The following is a 17,604-nucleotide window of genomic DNA, read 5'->3' on the forward strand; positions in this document are numbered from 1 at the left end:
TGGCCGGCTTATGACCGCTGCCCTGCCGCTGCCCCGCCCTCCTCCGACCGACCCTGCGCCGCGTGACCCACGCCAGCGGTTACCGCCCGAGCAGTTGCGCCTGGCCAAACGCCTGCAGCGCCAGGTGGGCCAGGCGATTGCCGACTTCGGCATGATCGCGGCCGGCGACAAGATCATGGTGTGCCTGTCCGGCGGCAAGGACAGTTACACCATGCTGGACATGCTGTTGCAGTTGCAGCGCAAGGCGCCGGTGCCGTTCACCCTGGTGGCGGTCAATCTGGACCAGAAGCAGCCGGACTTCCCCGCCCACGTGTTGCCGAGCTATCTGCGCAACCTCGGCGTGCCGTTCGACATCGTCGAGCAGGACACCTATTCGGTGGTCAGTCGGGTGATTCCGGCTGGCAAAACGATGTGTTCGCTGTGCTCGCGTCTGCGGCGCGGCGCGCTGTACGCCTATGCGCAGGCGCATGGCGCGACCAAGATCGCGCTCGGCCATCATCGTGACGACATCGTGGCCACGTTTTTCATGAACCTGTTTCACCACGCCCGGCTCGCGGCGATGGCGCCCAAGCTGCACAGCGACGACCGCCAGCATGTGGTGATCCGCCCGCTGGCCTATGTGCGCGAAGCCGACATCGCCGACTACGCGCAGGCGCGCCAGTTTCCGATCATTCCGTGCAACCTCTGCGGTAGCCAGGAAAACCTGCAGCGCCAGCAGGTCGGCAGGATGTTGCAGCAGTGGGACCGCGAGCAGCCGGGGCGTGTCGATCAGATCGCCCGCGCACTGGGCGATGTGCGCCCCGAGCAACTGGCCGACCGCACGCTGTTCGATTTCTGGTCGCTGGGCCGCAGCGACGCAGCAGCGGCCGGTCCCGATTCGAACGCATGGCTGGCCGCCAGCGACACCCCACACGACAGCGACTGACGCGGCCCCTCCGGTCGCGGTCCGCCTTCCACACTCCACGTTTCTTCTTCTTTGGTCTTACGCATGTTCTTTCGCAATCTCACCTTGTTCCGTTTTCCGACCACGCTGGATTTTTCCGAAATCGATACGCTGTTGCCGCAGGTGCAGCTCAAGCCGGTCGGCCCACTGGAAATGAGCTCGCGCGGTTTCATCTCCCCGTTCGGTCGCGACGAGCAGGAAGTGCTTTCGCACCGCCTGGAAGATTTTTTGTGGCTCACCGTCGGTAGTGAGGACAAGATCCTGCCCGGCGCGGTTGTCAACGATCTGCTCGAGCGCAAGGTCGCCGAGATCGAAGAGAAAGAAGGCCGTCGCCCCGGTGGTAAAGCCCGCAAGCGGCTCAAGGACGACCTGATCCATGAGCTGCTGCCGCGCGCTTTCGTCAAGAGCTCGCGCACCGACGCCATCCTGGATCTGCAGCATGGCTACATCGCGGTCAACACCTCCAGCCGCAAGAGCGGTGAGAACGTGATGAGCCAGATCCGTGGCGCGCTCGGCAGCTTCCCGGCACTGCCGTTGAACGCCGAAGTGGCACCGCGCGCCATCCTCACCGGCTGGATCGCCGGCGAGCCCTTGCCCGAAGGCCTGAGCCTGGGCGAAGAGTGCGAGATGAAGGACCCCATCGAAGGCGGCGCGGTGGTCAAGTGCCAGCATCAGGAACTGCGTGGCGACGAGATCGACAAGCATCTGGAAGCCGGCAAGCAGGTCACCAAGCTGGCGCTGGTGCTGGACGACAATCTGTCGTTCGTGCTCGGCGACGATCTGGTGATCCGCAAGCTCAAGTTCCTCGACGGCGCACTGGACCAGCTCGAGCACAGTGACGACGACGGCGCTCGCGCCGAACTCGATGCACGCTTCGCACTGATGAGCGCCGAAGTGCGACGCTTGTTCCTGTTGCTGGAAACGGCGTTAAAACTCAGCAAGGCCGAGTAATGCCGACAGTGGCCGGGCGCCGGTGCAGACGGCACCTGATCAGGCATCGATGGTGCCATCCTGCACGTTGCTGCGCGCCGATCGCGTATCGCGCAGGCCACTGACGTGTCGTTGCTGCGCGCGCCCGGCTAAACGGTCTGGCTGGGTGTCGCGCATTGCGCCAAGTACCGCCGCACGCATGCAAACGTGACCGCGGATCGCCGTCTCGCCACCATCGGACGCATCAATCATTCCGTCCCACCGCCTGACACATTGCAGCGCTATTCTGTGCCAATGTTCAAGTCCGCCCGCCGCCTTATCGCGCCCACACCGCAGGTGGTCGAACGCGACTTCGTGCGCCTTCAATTGGACGGACGCGAGATCGCGGTGCTGCGGGTGCGCGACCCGCGTGCGCGGCGCATCAAACTCAGTGTGGACGAGCGTGGCGCGCGCCTGACCTTGCCGATTCGCGCAAGCTTGGTGTCCGGCGAACGGTTTTTGCTCGCGCATCTGGAGTGGCTGAGTACGCAGCTGTCGCGTTATCGGCAAGTCGATGCATTTCCAGCGCTCGACCGTGGTGTGCCTGGGCAGCTACCGTTGCGCGGTGCGTTGCTGCCACTGAGCTGGCACGAAGGGCGTTATGCGCGCATCGAGATCACCGATAACGGCGCGCAATTCCAGGTGCCTGCGCGATTAGGCGATTCCGGTGTACGCCGCACGCTGAAGGAATTTTACGAAGCGCAGGCACGTGCCGATGTCGGCCGCTGGTTGCCGAGCTATCTGCCCGGCTTGCCGCGCGCACCGGCACGTCTGCGGCTGAAAGTGATGTCCTCGCAGTGGGGCTCGCTCGCACCGGATGGCTCGATGGCGCTGGACCTGGCGCTGGTGCTCGGTCGCTCATCCGCTTTCGAATACGTGCTGGTGCATGAGCTTTGCCATCTGGTGCAGGCCAACCACTCGCCCGCGTTCTGGGCCGAAGTGGAACAGCGCTTCCCCGCCTGGCGCGACGAGCGCAGCTATTTCCACGCACACGGCCGCCAACTCAAGGCGCAATTGCGGCGTTTGTTGCAGGCCGAGTGAGTGGCGTGTGTCGCTGCGTTGCGCAAACACCGCGCCCGTCATGCAGTACACCTGCATCATTCACATCCACCATCAGCCGCGCGGCAGCGGCAACTCGGCCAAAAACCCATTGATCACCGCCGCCACTGCCGCAGGCGCTTCCATATGCACATGATGCGTGCCCGCCAGCAGGTGAAGGCGGGCATCGCGCATCAGCGCCACGCGATGATCGCGCAGGGCATCCGGGAAATACGGCTGCGCCGGTTTGGCGAAGATCGCCTGGGTGGGGCAGGCGACGGACGCCAGCAGTACCTCGATCTGCGCCTCGGTCATGCGGATCGCGGTGGGCAGGGTCAGGCGCGGGTCGCTGCACCAGTTGTAACCACCTTCGACCACGCACACGCCGCGTTCGACCAGCAGCCGTGCGGCCGGCTCGGTGAGCTGGTTGGCCATCATGCGCGCGCGTATCGGCATCTCCATCGACGGAAACACGCGTAATGGCCGCTGCGGCAGCGTGCGTGCCGAGGCCACCGCATCGCGCAGCCGGGTGGCGGTGCTTTCCACCGGTTCGGCCAGTGCGCCCAAGGCCTCGATCGCGATCAATGCTTCGATGCGCTCCGGCGCCGCCGCCGCCAACAAGCTCGCAACGCCGCCGCCTAACGAATGGCCGAGCACGCTGAAGCGCTCCCAGCCTAGTTCATCGGCCACCTGCAACAGAATGCCGATCGCACCGCTGAGCGTGTATTCGGCACCCACCGGCAACCACGCGCTATGGCCGTGGCCGGGCAGATCGAGCAATACCAGATCCAGGTCGTGTGCCTGCAGATGCGCGCTCAGCGGCAGAAAGCTTGCCGCGTTATCGAGCCAGCCATGCAGTGCCAGCACCCGGCGCGGGCCGCGTTCGTGATTGCGCAGCCCAGTGATCCGGCCGATGTCCAGGCCACACGCATACGGCTCCAACCTCACGCGCGGCGCGCCACGGCGGCCAGTGCCTGCGCATGCGCATCGCTGGCGTTGAGGCAGGGGATATAGCTCAGCGTGGCACCGCGCTCGGCCAGCGTTTCGGCAAAGCCCAGCGCCACTTCTTCCAGCGTTTCCAGGCAATCGGTGGCGAATCCGGGGCAGACCAGATCGAAGCTGCGCACGCCGTCTTCGGCCAGTTTCCACAGCGTCGGCTCGGCGTAGGGCTGCAGCCAGCGTTCCGCACCGAAGCGCGACTGGTAGCCCATCTGCCATTCGTCCGCGCCCAGGCCCAGCGCAGCGACGATCGCCTGCGCGCTGCGCTCGCATTGCTGCGAATACGGATCGCCGGCATTGGCCACGCGTTGCGGCAGGCCGTGGAAGGAAAACATCAGCTTTTCACTGCGCCCATGGGTCTGCCAATGCGCGCGGATCGAATCGGCGATCGCAGCGACCCAGCCGGCGTCTTCGCAATATTCCTGAATCACCTCCACCGCAATTTCTGGCGCGCTCGGGCGCCACGCATCCACCACGTCCTGGATCGAGGCGGTGGTGGTGGTGGAATACTGCGGATACAGCGGCAGCACCACGAGGCGCTTGATGCCGCGCGCACGCAGTGCATCCAGCGTCTTGCGCAGCGCCGGGGCGCCGTAACGCATGGCCCACTCCACGTGCCAGTCGGCCATCACCTCTTTCAGACCTTCGGCCAGACGACGCGTGTACACCGCCAGTGGCGAGCCGTCCGGCAGCCAGACTTTGGCGTATTTCTCGGCCGACTTGGGCCCACGGATCGGCAGGATTACCCCATACAGCAGCGGCTTCCAGAACAGCGGCGGGATCGCGACCACGCGGCGATCGCTGAGAAACTCAGCCAGGTAGCGGCGCACGGCCGGGGCGGTAGGCGATTCGGGCGTACCGAGGTTGACAACCAGCAGGGCAGTATCGGGAGTCGTGTTCATGTGCGCCATTCTGGCAGAGCCGGGCAAGGCTGCCGACTACAGCGCACCGATCGTTCTCATTGGCCGCTTCTCAACGCTTGAGTGCGCTCACCACCGATTCATAGCGCCGACACTAACGTCGGTTCTTGATTTATCTTTGACGGAATATCATTTGGAGCTTGTCATGCCTCGTTTGTCGCGCCTGGCCTTGTTGTTGTCGCTGACTTTCGCCGCCGGCCACGCCGTCGCCGGCCCGGAAGAGGACCAACGCGCACGTAATGCGGTGCGGGTGCTCAACGAGATCATGAAGATCCCCGAGCAGGCCATCCCGGACAAACTGCTCGACGAAGCACGCGCTATCGTGGTCATCCCCGACACCCTCAAGGCCGGCTTGGTGATCGGCGGCCGTCGCGGGCACGGCCTGATGTCGATGAAGAACGCCGACGGCAGCTGGTCGCAGCCGGTGTTCGTCAAGCTCACCGGCGGCAGCATCGGCTTCCAGGCGGGCGTGCAGTCTTCCGACGTGGTGCTGGTGTTCCGCAACGACCGCAGCCTGGACAACATCGTCAACGGTAAATTCACCCTTGGCGCCGATGCCGGTGTAGCTGCAGGCCCAGTCGGTCGCAATGCCGCCGCGGCGACCGATGGTGAACTCAAGGCCGAAATCTGGTCGTGGTCGCGCGCCCGCGGTCTGTTCGCTGGCGTCGCGCTGGACGGTGCCGTGCTGCAGATCGACGATGCCGCCGACCTCAATGCCTACGGCGGCGGCGCCACCCCGCGCATGATCTTCGAGGGCCGCACCAACGAGCGCCCGTCCACCGACGTGATCGCCTTCCGCGATCGCTTGGAAGAGGCCACCTACACCGCGCGCGCCAATCGCGGCAGCAATGGCGGGGCCACCGAGCCGCGGCCGGCACCGCCGCCTCCAACGCAGGTTCCGACCACCCCGCCAGCGCCGGTCAACGAAGCCAGCACCGTGCCGATGCAGCCCAGCACCAACCCGCCTCCGCAGCAGGGATTTCAGCCGGTGTCAGAAGGCGAAATTCGCAGCGAATCCTTAGACGGCAACCGATGACGCGCTGTCATCCCCCTGCCCGCTGCGCTGGGGTATCCTGCGTCTTCCTTCTTTGTCAGCGAGCGAGCGGATCATGGGCAGTTTCAGCATTTGGCACTGGCTGATCGTGCTGGTGATCGTGTTGCTGGTATTCGGTACCAAGCGGCTCACCAGCGGTGCCAAGGACCTCGGCAGCGCGGTCAAAGAATTCAAGAAAGGCATGCACGACGACGACAAGCCGGCCGGCAAGCTCGGTGATGACTCCCGCATTGCCGAGCAGGCGCGGGAGGCACAGACCGAACGCGACCGCGACGCGCGCTGATCCGGAGCGGCGTCGGTGTTTGACATAGGTGTTGGCGAACTGACGCTGATTGCGGTCGTCGCACTGGTGGTGCTCGGCCCCGAGCGTTTGCCCAAGGCGGCCCGATTTGCCGGACTGTGGGTCCGTCGTGCCCGCGCGCAATGGGATTCGGTCAAGCAGGAACTGGAACGCGAGCTCGAGGCCGAAGAACTCAAGCGCAGCCTGCGGGATGTGCAGGCCTCTCTGCGTGGGGCCGAAGATCAGTTGCGCAACACGCAGCAGCAGGTCGAGCAGGGCGCGTGCGCGCTGCATGACGATGTGGGTCGCGATATCGATATCCGCAGCAGTGCCACGCCGCTGGAGCTGGCGCATGCGGATGTGTCGGCCGGAGCCAATTCGTCGGTAGGAGGCAACGCTGAGCCAACGCCAGGCTTGGCCGCTGGCGCAGCGGATGCTGCCGGCTCAGCCACTGCGGCACCGCTCATCGCTCAGGCACAGCCCATTGCCCCTGCACCGCATCAAACGCTGATACCGGCCCCCCATGACCCTGTGGTGCCGGCGCCGCACGCCGCGCATCTCACCAGCGCGCCTGCGCAGACGCCGGTAACCGCCACGCCGATCGCGCCGAGTGCATCGACCGAGTTGACTGCGCCGACCGAGCTGACCGCACCGAGCAAGATCCAGGAGAAGCAGCCGTGAGCCTGTTCGACGACGCACAGGCCGAAAGCAGTCTGATCGAGCATCTAGTCGAATTGCGCGCGCGCCTGGTACGCGCGCTGATCGGCCTGGGCGTGGTGCTGCTGGCGTTGCTGCCGTTCTCGCGCGCGATTTATTCATGGTTGGCCGCGCCGCTGATTTCGCAGCTGCCGCTCGGGCAGACCATGATCGCGATGAACCCGGCCGGCGCGTTCTTCGCCCCGCTCAAACTGACCTTCTTCGTGGCGGTGTTCTTCAGCGTGCCGTGGCTGCTCTATCAGGCCTGGGCATTCGTGGCGCCGGGTCTGTATCAGCGCGAAAAGAAGCTCGCATTTCCGCTACTGGCCTCGGCGGTGGCGCTGTTCTACATCGGTTGCGCGTTCGCGTATTTCCTGGTGTTGCCGGCGGTGTTCCACTTCCTGACCACGTTCAAACCGGACGTGATCGCCATTACCCCGGACGCCAATTCGTACCTGGATTTCGTGCTGGCGATCTTTTTCGCCTTCGGCGCGAGCTTCGAGCTGCCGGTGGCGCTGGTGATCCTGGTGCTGCTGGGCTGGGTCACCCCCAAGCAACTGAGCGAAGGCCGCGGCTACGCCATCGTCGGCATCTTCATCCTGGCCGCGGTCCTCACCCCGCCGGACGTGGTCTCGCAGCTGATGCTCGCCATCCCGATGTGCCTGCTCTACGAACTCGGCATCATCGCCTCGCGTGCGGTGGGGCCGAAGGCCGCTTAGTCTGTCTTTGGATATCGCAACGCCGGATCGGAAATGCAAGACACCGTATCAGAGCAGTTGTTCGAAAAATTTTGCGCGCAGCATTTGCTGCAGTGTCGCCGGATAGCTGAAACGTCGAGCAAGACACCCGATTACCACTTGCAAATTGGTGACACGCTCATCGGTGTCGAGATCAAACAGATCGAAAGTGAGCGTGGGATCGATCCGACGGGTGGGACCTGGTCGAGAACCGTCGGTTGGCACGTGCGTCAAAAGATCTCCGAAGCGCGTGCCCAAATGCGTGTGGTTGCTAGTTCAGGCATGCCGGCAGTCCTGCTGATTTACAACGCGGTCGATCCATTTCAGCTATTCGGCACTGAGCAACATGATTTTCTGTGCGCCATGTACGGAGAGTTGACGCTTCAAATCAATCCGTCGGGCCAAGCGATGAGCGGGCCCTTTCATGGCCGTAACGCGCGCCTGCGTGAGGATGCAAACACCTCCTTTAGTGGTGTAGGTCACCTGCGTAGAACACTTGGCGGCGCCGCGGTAACACTTTATGAGAATGCCTTTGCAGCTTATCCGTTGCCATTTCACGCGATCCCGAGCTGTATCGAGGTCGTTCGGGTGGAGATGGCGCAGGCAGATTGAGAGCTGCAACAGGTGTTGTGACTTACGCAGTCATGCACTTGCCGGCGTAGTTGCAGTGCAAACAGCTGTACGGGTAGCTGGCCGAGTGATCGTTGCCGGACACGCGCGGCTACTCAAGCCGCAAACACATCCGGGCGCGACGGCGGGGCGGGCTGTGCGACGGCGCCTTCGTGGCTGAACATCTGCTTCCAGGCAGCATAGACCGAGCCGGCGAACACCGGCATCAGCACCGCCATCAGCAGCAGCTGGGCCAGCCACATCGCCACAGTCTGGCCGGCCACCAGGCCAATGATCAGCGCCACGATCATCACCGCGAAATAGATCGCAAAGATGGCGATGAAGGCCAGCGCAAAGAACACCAGCATCGCCGGCAGGTTGTGCAGGCTGGCGCGCAGGCTGGCGCGCAGCGCGTGGCCGCCGGTGCTGCGGTTGAACATTACCTGTGGCGGCATCACGAACAGCGCCAGCGTCATTGCCGCAAAGGTGGCGATGGTCAGCAGCAGCCACAGCAGGATGCGTCCGGCCGGCAGACTGGCGGCAAGCTGCTCGATCTGCGCCTGGTCGGGCTGTGCGCCGGACTGGGTGATCTGATTGATCTTGACCATTACCTCGGACAACTGTTGCAGCCCGGTGGCACCAATCATAACCAGTAGCAGCACGCCCAGCAGCAGGCCGGCGATCAGCTGCGGCAGCAGCGACACCAGCAGATGCGGCGCGCGACCGTTCTGCAGACCGTGCAGCAGATGCGACGGTTTGGCAACGCGGCCTTCGTCCACTTCGCGGATCGCCCATAACAGCCCGCCCATGAACAGCGGGCCGGCCAGCACCAGCAACAATTGCAAGGCCGGGCCCAGCAGCGGCACCAGCACCGAGAGCGAGACCACCAGGGAGGCGGCTACGCTCCAGATCACCCCCAGCGAGCCAAGCGCTAGCGGCGCCCGCTTCAGCAGCGAGAAACCGGTCAACAGCCATTCTGCGCCGGCAGATGCCGGCACCTTGCGGATTTCGCTCATTCCCATTCCGGATCGATACGCACCGGACCATCCGGCGTAGCCCAATTATCGCTGCTTTTGCGTGTGCGCGGCGGGATCAGCGTTCACTAGTTTGCAGACCGCGTGCATGATGCACGAACCGGCGCAGCAACTTGCGCGCGACCGGCGCGGCGGTGACCTCTTGCGCCAGCTTGCGCGCACACAGGCCATGGCGGGCAATGCACTCTGCGCGCGCCTGCACATACCCGCGCATGTGGTGGGTGGCGAATTCCGGATGGAACTGCACCCCCCAGGTGGCCTGGCCCCAACGGAAGGCGTGGCAGCGGTCCTGGCGCGAGTGTGCCAGCACGATGGCCCCCTCCGGGGCACGCACTACCGTCTGCAAATGCGTGGCGTGCGCCGGAAAGTGCGCCGGCAAGCCTGCAAACAAGGGATCTTGCTCGGCCGGCGGATGCAGCTCCAGCGCGATCGTGCCGGATTCGCGCCCGGCCGGGTTGTAGTCGACTTCGCCGCCCAGCGCGTGCGCCAGCAGCTGGTGTCCGTAGCAGATACCCAGTAACGGCATCCCTTCGTGAGCGGCATCGCGCAGCCATTCGGCACTGCGTTCGCTCCATTCGGCACGGTCGGTGACGAAGGCGGCCGAGCCGCTGACGATGGTGCCGGCAAAGCCGCCGCGGTCTGGCAGGCGGTCGCCATTGGCGACGTCGATGGCGACGGTCTCATGCTCGGCCAGCCCGGCCGCCACGCGGATCCAGTGCGGAAAACGGCCGTATCGCTTCACCGCCGCCACGGGCTGGCCGGTTTCGATGATCAGGAACGGCAGGGCGGACATGTGGGCCAGAATCCAGCAGTGGCGGATGTGCCCGATTGTAGGCAGCCCGCGCCGGTTTTTTCCAACTTGCGTGCCAACGCATCCAGCTAAGGTTATGTCGGATGGTTATGTGTTGATGGTCTGTTGGTGATGGTGGGCCGTGCTGCGCGTGCTGTGCAGGTAAGCGTAATGATGGCTGGGATGGTCAGGGTCACCGGCCGGGGCACGTACCTGGTCAATGGCCAGGCCGCGGTCGCACCGATGGCGACATGCGTGTGCCGACCAACCCTTACCAGCGCTTCGGGCATCTTCATTCCGGCGGGAGAAGGGACGGATTGCAGGCGGGGTGGCTCTCTTCGAATAGGAGTCAAGTCGCCAAGCATTGCGAGACAAGGCCTTGGCGCTTCCCTCTCCCTGCTGGGCACTACGCCCCACTGGCGCGTGCCAGGGGCGCTCGGAGTGAGGGGGAGGGTTGCTCGTGCCGTTCCCCCAGCTTTTGGCGCTCCTCGTCCGCCAGCACGGCGATGGATGCTATGACAGCGAATGTGGGACGGCAGCGGTTGCGAGCCGATCGCCGCGCGTACTCGAAGAACCCCCGGAGCATTCCCGTCGACCGCCTACTCTCGCGGCGGCAGCACCGACAGCACTTCTTCGATGGTGGTCAGCCCGGCGGCGACCTTTTCCAGCCCGGTGCGGCGCAGCGTGCGCAGGCCGTCGCCGCGCGCGGCCTGGCTGAAGCTGGCCAGGTCGGTGTCGGCGCGGATCAGGCTGCGCAACCGCGGGCTCACCGGCAGCAATTCGTACAGGCCCACGCGGCCGAGATAGCCGGTACGGCGGCATTCCAGGCAACCCAACGGGGCGTGCACGTTGAGCGTGTCCGGCAGCGCTTCGCCCGGTTCGCGGATCGCCGCCCAGTCGTCGTCGCTGAGCGTGTGCGGGCGCTTGCAGTGCACGCACAGGGTGCGCACCAGGCGTTGCGCGAGAACCCCATTGAGCGTGGAAGCCACCAGGTAATGCGGCACGCCCAGATCCAGCAAACGGGTGATCGCCGAGGCGGCGTCGTTGGTATGCAGCGTGGACAGCACCAGATGCCCGGTGAGCGAGGCCTGCACCGCCATCTGCGCGGTCTCCAGGTCGCGGATCTCGCCGATCATGATGATGTCCGGGTCCTGGCGCAGCAGCGTACGCACGCCGCTGGCGAAATCCAGGTCGATGTTCTGCTGGACCTGCATCTGGTTGAATTCCGGCGCGATCATTTCGATCGGGTCTTCCACGCTGCACACGTTCACATCCGGCGTGGCCAGGCGTTTGAGCGTGGAATACAGCGTAGTGGTCTTGCCCGAGCCGGTCGGGCCGGTAACCAGCACGATGCCGTGCGGGCGCTCGACCAGCGCGCTCCAGCCGGCAGCTTCTTCGCCACTGAAACCGAGCTGCTCGATGCTTTTGAACGCCGAATCCGGGTCGAAGATGCGCATCACGCACTTTTCGCCGAACGCGGTGGGCATGGTGGACAGGCGCATTTCCACCTCGCGCCCGCCCGGCGAGCGGGTCTTGATGCGCCCGTCCTGCGGGCGGCGGCGCTCGGCCAGGTCCATGCGGCCGAGCACCTTGATGCGGCTGACCACGGCGGTCATCACCGACGGCGGCACTTCCAGCACCTTGTGCAGCACCCCGTCGATGCGGAAGCGCATGCGTCCGGCCTCGCGGCGCGGCTCCAGATGGATATCGCTTGCCCGCTGTTCGTAGGCGTACTGCAGCAGCCAATCGACGATGTGCACGATGTGGTGGTCATCGGCGTTGACGTCGCTGGCGCGGCCCAGTTCCACCAACTGTTCGAAGCTGGGCAGGCCCGCCCCAGGTTCGGCGCTGCGCACATCGCCGCGCGCGCTGCGCACCGATTGAGTGACGCCGAAGAACTCCATCGTGTAGCGATGCAGGTCCAGCGGATTGATCAGCGCCAGTTCGATGCGGCGACGGCTCAGATGCTGCACGTCGGCCAACCATTCCAGCGCAAGCGGCTCGCTGGTGGCGATCAGCACGCGCTCGGCATCCAGCGCCAGCGGCAGGATGCGGTGCCGGCGCGCATAGGCGTGCGAGACCAAGCCAGTGACGGCGGCGACATCGATACGGGTCGGGTCGATGCGCAGATAGCGCAGCCCGGTACGTGTGGCCAGCCATTCGGTCAGTCGTTCCAGGCCGAGTTCGCCGGCCGGCGGCTGAGCGGCGTGCAGCTTGAGGTTGGCCAGCAGCACCAACGGATGTACCTCGCTGGCGTTGCGCACGCCGGCGGCGGAGAACTGCACGCGTTCGTGTTCGTGCGGAACCACCATGGCATCGGCAAGCAAAGCGGCGGCTACCGGGTCGAACATCAGCCGGCCGCGCGGCAGGATCGTCACTGCGCTGTCCGGATCGGCCGTACGCCGCTGTTCCATGCTTGTTCGTCCCCGGCAGCGGTACTCCGCGGCAAAGCGCTGCGGGTCGGCCGGTATACTAGCGCACCCCATTCCGCACGGCCTTTGCTGCATGTCCGATTTTCGGCGCGTTCCAATCACGTTCCAGGGCCTGATCCAGACCCTCAACCAGTACTGGGCCGACCAGGGCTGTGTGCTGATCCAGCCGCTGGACCTGGAAGTGGGCGCGGGCACGTTCCATCCGGCCACGTTCCTGCGCGCGCTGGGACCGGAGCCGTGGAATGCGGCCTACGTGCAGCCCTCGCGCCGTCCTACCGATGGCCGTTACGGCGAAAATCCCAATCGCCTGCAGCGCTATTACCAGTATCAGGTGGCGATGAAGCCCAATCCTGACAACATCCAGGATCTGTACCTGGGCTCGTTGCAAGCGCTGGGTATCGACCCTCTGGTGCACGACCTGCGCTTTGTCGAAGACAACTGGGAGTCGCCGACGCTCGGCGCCTGGGGCCTGGGATGGGAAGTCTGGCTCAACGGCATGGAGGTGACCCAGTTCACCTACTTCCAGCAGGCTGGCGGGCTCGAATGCAAGCCGGTGCTCGGCGAGATTACTTACGGATTGGAACGGCTGTGCATGTACTTGCAGAGCTGCGACGACGTCTACGGCTTGGTGTGGACCTACGGGCCGGATGGCACCCCGGTGAGCTATGGCGATGTGTACCACCAGAATGAAGTGGAGCAGAGCGCTTACAACTTCGAGCACGCGAATGTTCCCGAGCTATTGCATCGCTTCGATGCCTGCGAAGCCGAAGCCAGGCATCTGGTCGAGGTTGGGTTGCCGCTGCCGGCGTATGAGCAGGTGATCAAGGCCAGCCACGCGTTCAATCTGCTCGATGCGCGTCGCGCGATCAGCGTCACCGAACGCCAGCGCTATATCCTGCGCGTGCGCGCGTTGGCGCAAGGGGTGGCGCAGGCGTATTACGCGCAGCGCGAGAAGCTGGGCTTTCCCGGGGTCAAACGCTGATGCTGTTGCCTTCCCCCGCTCGCGGGGGAGGGTGTCCGCAGGGCGGATGGGGTCAGCACGTCTCCGCCGTCCTGGCACGACCCTCATCCGGCGCGGTGCGCCACCTTCCTCCCGCGTGCGGGAGAAGGACATTCCCCAGCCACCTTCGCCCGTTGATGGCAGAAGGGACACACGCAAGGTTCACCTGACATGAGCGAAAAATTTCCCCTGCTGATCGAACTGGGTACCGAAGAGCTGCCGGTCAAGGCGCTACCGGGTCTGGCGCAGGCCTTTTTCGACGGCGTGCTGAGCGGGCTGGAAAAGCGCGGCATCGCCGTCACCCGCGGCGATGCCAAACCGCTATCCACCCCGCGCCGCCTGGCGGTGTTGCTGCCGGGCGTGGCCACCGAGCAGCCGGAGCAGCGCTCCGAAGTGCTGGGCCCGTATCTCACCATCGCCCTGGATGCCGAGGGCAAGCCAACCAGGGCGCTGGCCGGTTTCGCTGCAAAAGCTGGCATCGACTGGACTGCGCTTGAGCGCACCAGCGATGCCAAGGGCGAGCGTTTCGTGCATCGCGCGGTGACGCCGGGCGCGCGCACCGCCGATTTACTGCCGGAGATTCTGCATGAGGCGATTGCGGCGATGCCGATCCCCAAGCCGATGCGTTGGGGCGCGCACGAATATACTTTCGCGCGGCCGGTGCAGTGGCTGGTGCTGTTGTTTGGCGAGGCCGTGATTCCTGCCGAATTGCTGGGCGTGCGTGGCGACCGCATCACCCGTGGGCATCGCTTCATGCATCAGGGCGAAGTGTCGCTGGCCGCGCCGGGCGATTATGTCGATGCGCTGCGCGCCGCACATGTGCTGGTGGATGCGGACGCACGCCGTGCGCGCATCCTCGACGAAGTCGAAGCTGCGGCCAGGCAGGCCGGTGGCCGCGCGCGCATCAGCGACGATAATCTGGAGCAGGTGGTCAACCTGGTCGAATGGCCGTCGGCGGTGCTGTGCAGTTTCGAGCGCGATTTCCTTGCGGTGCCGCAGGAAGCGTTGATCGAAACCATGGAGATCAACCAGAAATTCTTCCCGGTGCTGGACGACGGCGGCAAGTTGACCGAGCAGTTCATCGGCATCGCCAATATCGTCTCCAAGGACGTTGCCGAGGTCGCCAAGGGCTACGAGCGGGTGATCCGTCCGCGCTTTGCCGATGCCAAGTTCTTCTTCGACGAAGACCTCAAGCAGGGGCTGGAGGCGATGGGCGCGGGTTTGGGCAGCGTCACTTATCAGGCCAAGCTGGGCACGGTGGCCGACAAAGTTGCGCGCGTAGCTGCGCTGGCACGTTTGATCGCGCCACAGGTAGGAGCCGATGCCGAGCAGGCAGCACGTGCTGCGCAATTGGCCAAGAACGATCTGCAGTCGCGCATGGTCAACGAATTCCCCGAGTTGCAGGGTATCGCCGGGCGGCATTACGCCAAGGCCGCCGGTGAACCGAGCGAGATTGCGCTGGCCATCGACGAAGCCTACCAACCGCGTTTTGCCGGCGATGACATCGCACTGTCGCCGCTGGGCAAGGTGCTGGCGATTGCCGAGCGTCTGGATACGTTGGCCGGTGGGTTTGCGGCCGGGTTGAAGCCGACTGGCAACAAGGATCCGTTTGCACTGCGACGCAATGCGTTGGGATTGGCGCGGACGGTGATTGAGTCGGGGTTTGATCTGAATATCCGTGCACTTGTCGAAGAAGCGCTTACCCAGATTGCAATGATGGAAAGCTTCTTGAAGTTCCATGCACGTGCACAGGCTTCGGAAAAAGCAGAGAAGGACGGAGTAAAGATATCCGGCATCGAGTTCGATGAGACTGGAGTCCTTAATGGCCTCGCCGACGAACTAGTTGACTTCATCCTCGACCGCTTAAAAGGCTACTACGCAGACAAAGGCGTACCTGCCACGCACTTCAACGCAGTTGCTGCATTGTTCTCGGGCGCGACCCACGGATCTCTCCACGACTTGGATCGCCGTATCGATGCGATCGGCATCTTCGCCACGCTGCCCGAAGCCGAAGCATTGGCCGCAGCCAACAAGCGCATCCGCAACATCCTGCGCAAGGTCGAAGGAGAGATCCCCAGCGATATCGACACCAGCCTATTGCGCGAACCAGCCGAAGAAGCGCTGGCCGAAGCGGTGCAAGCGGCCATCGGCGATACCGGCGATGCATTGCACCGTCACGACTATGTCGCCGTGCTCGCGCGCCTGGCGCGTCTGCGCCCACAGGTGGATGCGTTCTTCGATGGGGTGATGGTCAATGCCGAGGATGCGCAATTGCGCGCCAATCGACTCGCCTTGTTGAAGAAGCTCGGCGACCGCCTCGGCAGCGTCGCCGCCATCGAGCATCTGTCTAGCTGATGCTCGATGACGGCTAGCGGAGCTGCCGCCACCAGTACGCCAACGCAGGAACGATTGAACGCCCCTTGATCAGGTCGCTTTCCCAATACTGGAACCAATCGCTGCTGTACCTGTTCGGGGCGTTACACGATCCGCGGTTTCTCCGGCACCCAGGTGCGTTTAGCGGCGGTTGCGTACTTTCTTCAAGCCACCACCCGGATGCGCGTATATGCTTGAGGGCGAATTCAACTATGGGTCGCAACACCAGCGGTTGTGAAGAGGCACAGGTGAGCTGACCTTTGCCCCTTCACTGGCAAGTGGAGTTGCAAATGGTCATTGGTCGCCTGAGCCTAGAAGGACGATTCCGTCTTCACGCCCTGCGTGGAGCGGTAGCGTCCATGCGCTGCACTGCCCAAAGTGCCAGCATGCAGGTGCACAGCGGTAGTTTGGTGCCTTCGAACATCGCTGCCAGCGATCAGATTGGTCCGATGACGGCACGCGCTGCATTGGTAATAGATTCCAGTACCACGCTTGAAACGCGACCGCGCCCGTCCAGCACAGCAGGGGCAGCGAACCCCTGCGGCCACCGCTATTTGCACACAGCGCGGTAGCACTTGGCCTCGGTACTTTAGGACGCGAAGAACTAGGACATCGACAATCCAGCTCGGAACTGCAGGGCATCGATGCGCATCGCGCCGCCTCGTCGGCTTCAGGTGACAGCAGCATCTACAAATACAAAGCGCTGCGCAGATTCTGCGACTGCTGGCTGAAGGTCAGGGCGAATCAGGAAAACTCTTGCAAACGCGATCCCCACTGAATCCATAGGATCACTTCTAGCAGTCACGGACTGCAGCACAGCAACCTCGCCACGCCGTCTGTCCGGCTACTCGCCGGCGTGCCGGTGGTGCGTCGGCCAACTGCGCCCTCACCTCTTTGGACCACAGCATCTTTTCCCAGCGCGTCTTCACCACCTCAGGGCGGCCGTCACCGCCAGCAATCGCCAGGCATCGCACGACCTGGCACCCAACTCTCAAGGAGAAGGCCGATAACCGCAAGATCCACCGATTCAATCGCGGTGCCGCCACGGTGCTGTTCGGCCCCGTGGCGGTGGCTTCGACAAGGTCACATCCGCCGCGGTCAAAGCGGTGCAGTCGCCGGGTCGGTTCGTGGTCGACAGCACCATTGGCGTAGCCGGGCGATGCGATCCGGCTACCCGTTTGGGTATGCCCAGGTACAACGAACTGGCCTCGATTGTCGAGCGCGGCAAGACACAGGCGGCGTCAACGTAACGACAACTGCGCGTGGGCAGGCAATGCAGGTCATGCGCGTTTATGCTTGAGCATTACCCTGTTATTGGAGTCATCGATGAGGTCTGTCCTGCCTACCACCCGCCTGGCCTGCACTTTGGTCGTGCTGGCTGCATTGACTGCCTGCGGCAAGCCGCAATTGGACGAGCAGGAAGCCGTCTCCGCCAAGGCGCAACAAGCGGCCGAGCAAGCTTCCGCACCGGCACCGGCCGCTGCGCCAGAGCCCCCACCGATCGGCAGCTGCGATGCCACTCAGGTGCAGTCGCTGGTCGGTCAGGCGTTGACCGATGCGGTCAGCGAACAGGCGCGCAGCGATGCTGGCGCCAAGTCGGTGCGCGTACTCAAACCCGGTCAGATGGTGAGCATGGAGTTCAACGGCGAACGGCTCAATCTGGAGGTTGATGCCAAGAACGTCATTGCCTCGCTACGCTGCGGCTGAACAGGCATTGGTGCCTGTCGTTG

General features: G+C 64.2%; 17 protein-coding genes and 2 pseudogenes. 11 read left to right on the plus strand and 8 right to left on the minus strand.

What is annotated here, in order from left to right; all coding sequences use genetic code 11:
* The first annotated feature begins 10 nt into the window (after positions 1-10).
* Entirely contained in the window at positions 11-925 is a 915-nt protein-coding gene (gene ttcA / locus J5I97_RS00445) for a tRNA 2-thiocytidine(32) synthetase TtcA (protein ID WP_208588335.1), read from the plus strand.
* A 63-nt stretch (positions 926-988) separates the two neighbouring features.
* A complete protein-coding gene (locus tag J5I97_RS00450; protein ID WP_208588336.1) occupies positions 989-1,894 on the plus strand; it encodes a recombination-associated protein RdgC in 906 nt (301 codons plus the stop codon).
* A gap of 39 nt (positions 1,895-1,933) precedes the next feature.
* Here J5I97_RS00450 and J5I97_RS00455 read toward each other — a convergent pair whose 3' ends face one another.
* Positions 1,934-2,125, minus strand: a complete 192-nt coding sequence (locus J5I97_RS00455) for a hypothetical protein (RefSeq protein WP_208588337.1) — start codon at positions 2,123-2,125, stop codon at positions 1,934-1,936.
* 42 nt (positions 2,126-2,167) lie between these two features.
* Here J5I97_RS00455 and J5I97_RS00460 point away from each other — a divergent pair, with 42 nt between their 5' ends.
* Positions 2,168-2,953: a SprT family zinc-dependent metalloprotease gene (locus tag J5I97_RS00460; RefSeq protein ID WP_208588338.1), complete on the plus strand. Its 786-nt coding sequence runs from the start codon at positions 2,168-2,170 to the stop codon at positions 2,951-2,953.
* A 72-nt stretch (positions 2,954-3,025) separates the two neighbouring features.
* Here the strand turns inward: J5I97_RS00460 and J5I97_RS00465 are convergent, their stop codons facing one another.
* Entirely contained in the window at positions 3,026-3,892 is an 867-nt protein-coding gene (locus J5I97_RS00465) for an alpha/beta fold hydrolase (RefSeq protein ID WP_208591481.1), read from the minus strand.
* 2 nt (positions 3,893-3,894) lie between these two features.
* Positions 3,895-4,860 carry a ferrochelatase gene (gene hemH / locus J5I97_RS00470; RefSeq protein ID WP_208588339.1) on the minus strand — a complete coding sequence of 322 codons (966 nt, stop codon included), beginning with the start codon at positions 4,858-4,860 and terminating at the stop codon, positions 3,895-3,897.
* Positions 4,861-5,014: 154 nt separating this feature from the next.
* Here hemH and J5I97_RS00475 point away from each other — a divergent pair, with 154 nt between their 5' ends.
* The 5 genes from J5I97_RS00475 to J5I97_RS00495 all read left to right on the plus strand — a co-directional run bounded on the left by J5I97_RS00475 (position 5,015) and on the right by J5I97_RS00495 (position 8,248).
* Positions 5,015-5,905: a lipid-binding SYLF domain-containing protein gene (locus J5I97_RS00475; protein WP_208588340.1), complete on the plus strand. Its 891-nt coding sequence runs from the start codon at positions 5,015-5,017 to the stop codon at positions 5,903-5,905.
* 73 nt (positions 5,906-5,978) lie between these two features.
* Positions 5,979-6,206, plus strand: coding sequence for a Sec-independent protein translocase subunit TatA (gene tatA, locus J5I97_RS00480; protein WP_208588342.1), 228 nt, complete (start codon positions 5,979-5,981; stop codon positions 6,204-6,206).
* A gap of 15 nt (positions 6,207-6,221) precedes the next feature.
* Positions 6,222-6,884 (plus strand): Sec-independent protein translocase protein TatB, encoded by a 663-nt coding sequence (gene tatB / locus J5I97_RS00485; RefSeq protein ID WP_208588343.1) that lies wholly within the window; start codon positions 6,222-6,224, stop codon positions 6,882-6,884.
* Positions 6,881-7,618, plus strand: a complete 738-nt coding sequence (gene tatC / locus J5I97_RS00490; RefSeq protein WP_180314543.1) for a twin-arginine translocase subunit TatC — start codon at positions 6,881-6,883, stop codon at positions 7,616-7,618. The genes tatB and tatC overlap by 4 nt, the downstream gene beginning before the upstream one ends.
* A gap of 33 nt (positions 7,619-7,651) precedes the next feature.
* Complete coding sequence (locus J5I97_RS00495; protein WP_238135595.1) at positions 7,652-8,248, plus strand: hypothetical protein; 597 nt, start codon at positions 7,652-7,654, stop codon at positions 8,246-8,248.
* Between the two features lie 113 nt (positions 8,249-8,361).
* Here the strand turns inward: J5I97_RS00495 and J5I97_RS00500 are convergent, their stop codons facing one another.
* From J5I97_RS00500 to J5I97_RS00510, 3 genes are all read right to left on the minus strand, one after another.
* Positions 8,362-9,261 carry a BPSS1780 family membrane protein gene (locus J5I97_RS00500; RefSeq protein WP_208588344.1) on the minus strand — a complete coding sequence of 300 codons (900 nt, stop codon included), beginning with the start codon at positions 9,259-9,261 and terminating at the stop codon, positions 8,362-8,364.
* Between the two features lie 76 nt (positions 9,262-9,337).
* Positions 9,338-10,072 carry a glutamine amidotransferase gene (locus J5I97_RS00505; RefSeq protein ID WP_208588345.1) on the minus strand — a complete coding sequence of 245 codons (735 nt, stop codon included), beginning with the start codon at positions 10,070-10,072 and terminating at the stop codon, positions 9,338-9,340.
* A gap of 596 nt (positions 10,073-10,668) precedes the next feature.
* A complete protein-coding gene (locus J5I97_RS00510) occupies positions 10,669-12,483 on the minus strand; it encodes a GspE/PulE family protein (protein ID WP_208588346.1) in 1,815 nt (604 codons plus the stop codon).
* Positions 12,484-12,574: 91 nt separating this feature from the next.
* Between J5I97_RS00510 and glyQ the strand changes: the two genes are divergently transcribed.
* Together glyQ and glyS are read left to right on the plus strand one after the other, a co-directional pair.
* Positions 12,575-13,483 (plus strand): glycine--tRNA ligase subunit alpha, encoded by a 909-nt coding sequence (glyQ, locus tag J5I97_RS00515; protein ID WP_208588347.1) that lies wholly within the window; start codon positions 12,575-12,577, stop codon positions 13,481-13,483.
* Positions 13,484-13,672: 189 nt separating this feature from the next.
* Positions 13,673-15,856 (plus strand): glycine--tRNA ligase subunit beta, encoded by a 2,184-nt coding sequence (glyS, locus tag J5I97_RS00520; protein WP_208588348.1) that lies wholly within the window; start codon positions 13,673-13,675, stop codon positions 15,854-15,856.
* On the opposite strand, the pseudogene J5I97_RS20450 reads toward glyS, so the two are convergent.
* Together J5I97_RS20450 and J5I97_RS00525 are read right to left on the minus strand one after the other, a co-directional pair.
* Positions 15,838-16,072, minus strand: a pseudogene (locus J5I97_RS20450) (IS30 family transposase); the annotation flags it as partial. The gene glyS and the pseudogene J5I97_RS20450 sit on opposite strands and share 19 nt — an antisense overlap.
* Positions 16,073-16,250: 178 nt before the next feature.
* Positions 16,251-16,526 (minus strand): annotated as a pseudogene (locus tag J5I97_RS00525) (transposase); the annotation flags it as partial.
* A 674-nt stretch (positions 16,527-17,200) separates the two neighbouring features.
* Here J5I97_RS00525 and J5I97_RS00530 point away from each other — a divergent pair.
* On the plus strand, positions 17,201-17,581 hold the full coding sequence (locus J5I97_RS00530; RefSeq protein ID WP_208588349.1) for an I78 family peptidase inhibitor: 381 nt from the start codon (positions 17,201-17,203) through the stop codon (positions 17,579-17,581).
* The last annotated feature ends 23 nt before the right edge of the window (positions 17,582-17,604 follow it).

The organism is Xanthomonas fragariae, assembly GCF_017603965.1.
GTDB classification, from domain to species: domain Bacteria; phylum Pseudomonadota; class Gammaproteobacteria; order Xanthomonadales; family Xanthomonadaceae; genus Xanthomonas; species Xanthomonas fragariae_A.

What these genes read in the sequence shown, in the direction of transcription:
- ttcA (WP_208588335.1), top strand. Translation starts at nt 11, where the DNA reads ATGACCGCTGCCCTGCCGCTGCCCCGCCCTCCTCCGACCGACCCTGCG.
- J5I97_RS00450 (WP_208588336.1), top strand. Translation starts at nt 989, where the DNA reads ATGTTCTTTCGCAATCTCACCTTGTTCCGTTTTCCGACCACGCTGGAT.
- J5I97_RS00455 (WP_208588337.1), bottom strand. Translation starts at nt 2,125, where the DNA reads ATGATTGATGCGTCCGATGGTGGCGAGACGGCGATCCGCGGTCACGTT.
- J5I97_RS00460 (WP_208588338.1), top strand. Translation starts at nt 2,168, where the DNA reads ATGTTCAAGTCCGCCCGCCGCCTTATCGCGCCCACACCGCAGGTGGTC.
- hemH (WP_208588339.1), bottom strand. Translation starts at nt 4,860, where the DNA reads ATGGCGCACATGAACACGACTCCCGATACTGCCCTGCTGGTTGTCAAC.
- J5I97_RS00475 (WP_208588340.1), top strand. Translation starts at nt 5,015, where the DNA reads ATGCCTCGTTTGTCGCGCCTGGCCTTGTTGTTGTCGCTGACTTTCGCC.
- tatA (WP_208588342.1), top strand. Translation starts at nt 5,979, where the DNA reads ATGGGCAGTTTCAGCATTTGGCACTGGCTGATCGTGCTGGTGATCGTG.
- J5I97_RS00495 (WP_238135595.1), top strand. Translation starts at nt 7,652, where the DNA reads ATGCAAGACACCGTATCAGAGCAGTTGTTCGAAAAATTTTGCGCGCAG.
- J5I97_RS00500 (WP_208588344.1), bottom strand. Translation starts at nt 9,261, where the DNA reads ATGAGCGAAATCCGCAAGGTGCCGGCATCTGCCGGCGCAGAATGGCTG.
- J5I97_RS00505 (WP_208588345.1), bottom strand. Translation starts at nt 10,072, where the DNA reads ATGTCCGCCCTGCCGTTCCTGATCATCGAAACCGGCCAGCCCGTGGCG.
- J5I97_RS00510 (WP_208588346.1), bottom strand. Translation starts at nt 12,483, where the DNA reads ATGGAACAGCGGCGTACGGCCGATCCGGACAGCGCAGTGACGATCCTG.
- glyQ (WP_208588347.1), top strand. Translation starts at nt 12,575, where the DNA reads ATGTCCGATTTTCGGCGCGTTCCAATCACGTTCCAGGGCCTGATCCAG.
- glyS (WP_208588348.1), top strand. Translation starts at nt 13,673, where the DNA reads ATGAGCGAAAAATTTCCCCTGCTGATCGAACTGGGTACCGAAGAGCTG.
- J5I97_RS00530 (WP_208588349.1), top strand. Translation starts at nt 17,201, where the DNA reads ATGAGGTCTGTCCTGCCTACCACCCGCCTGGCCTGCACTTTGGTCGTG.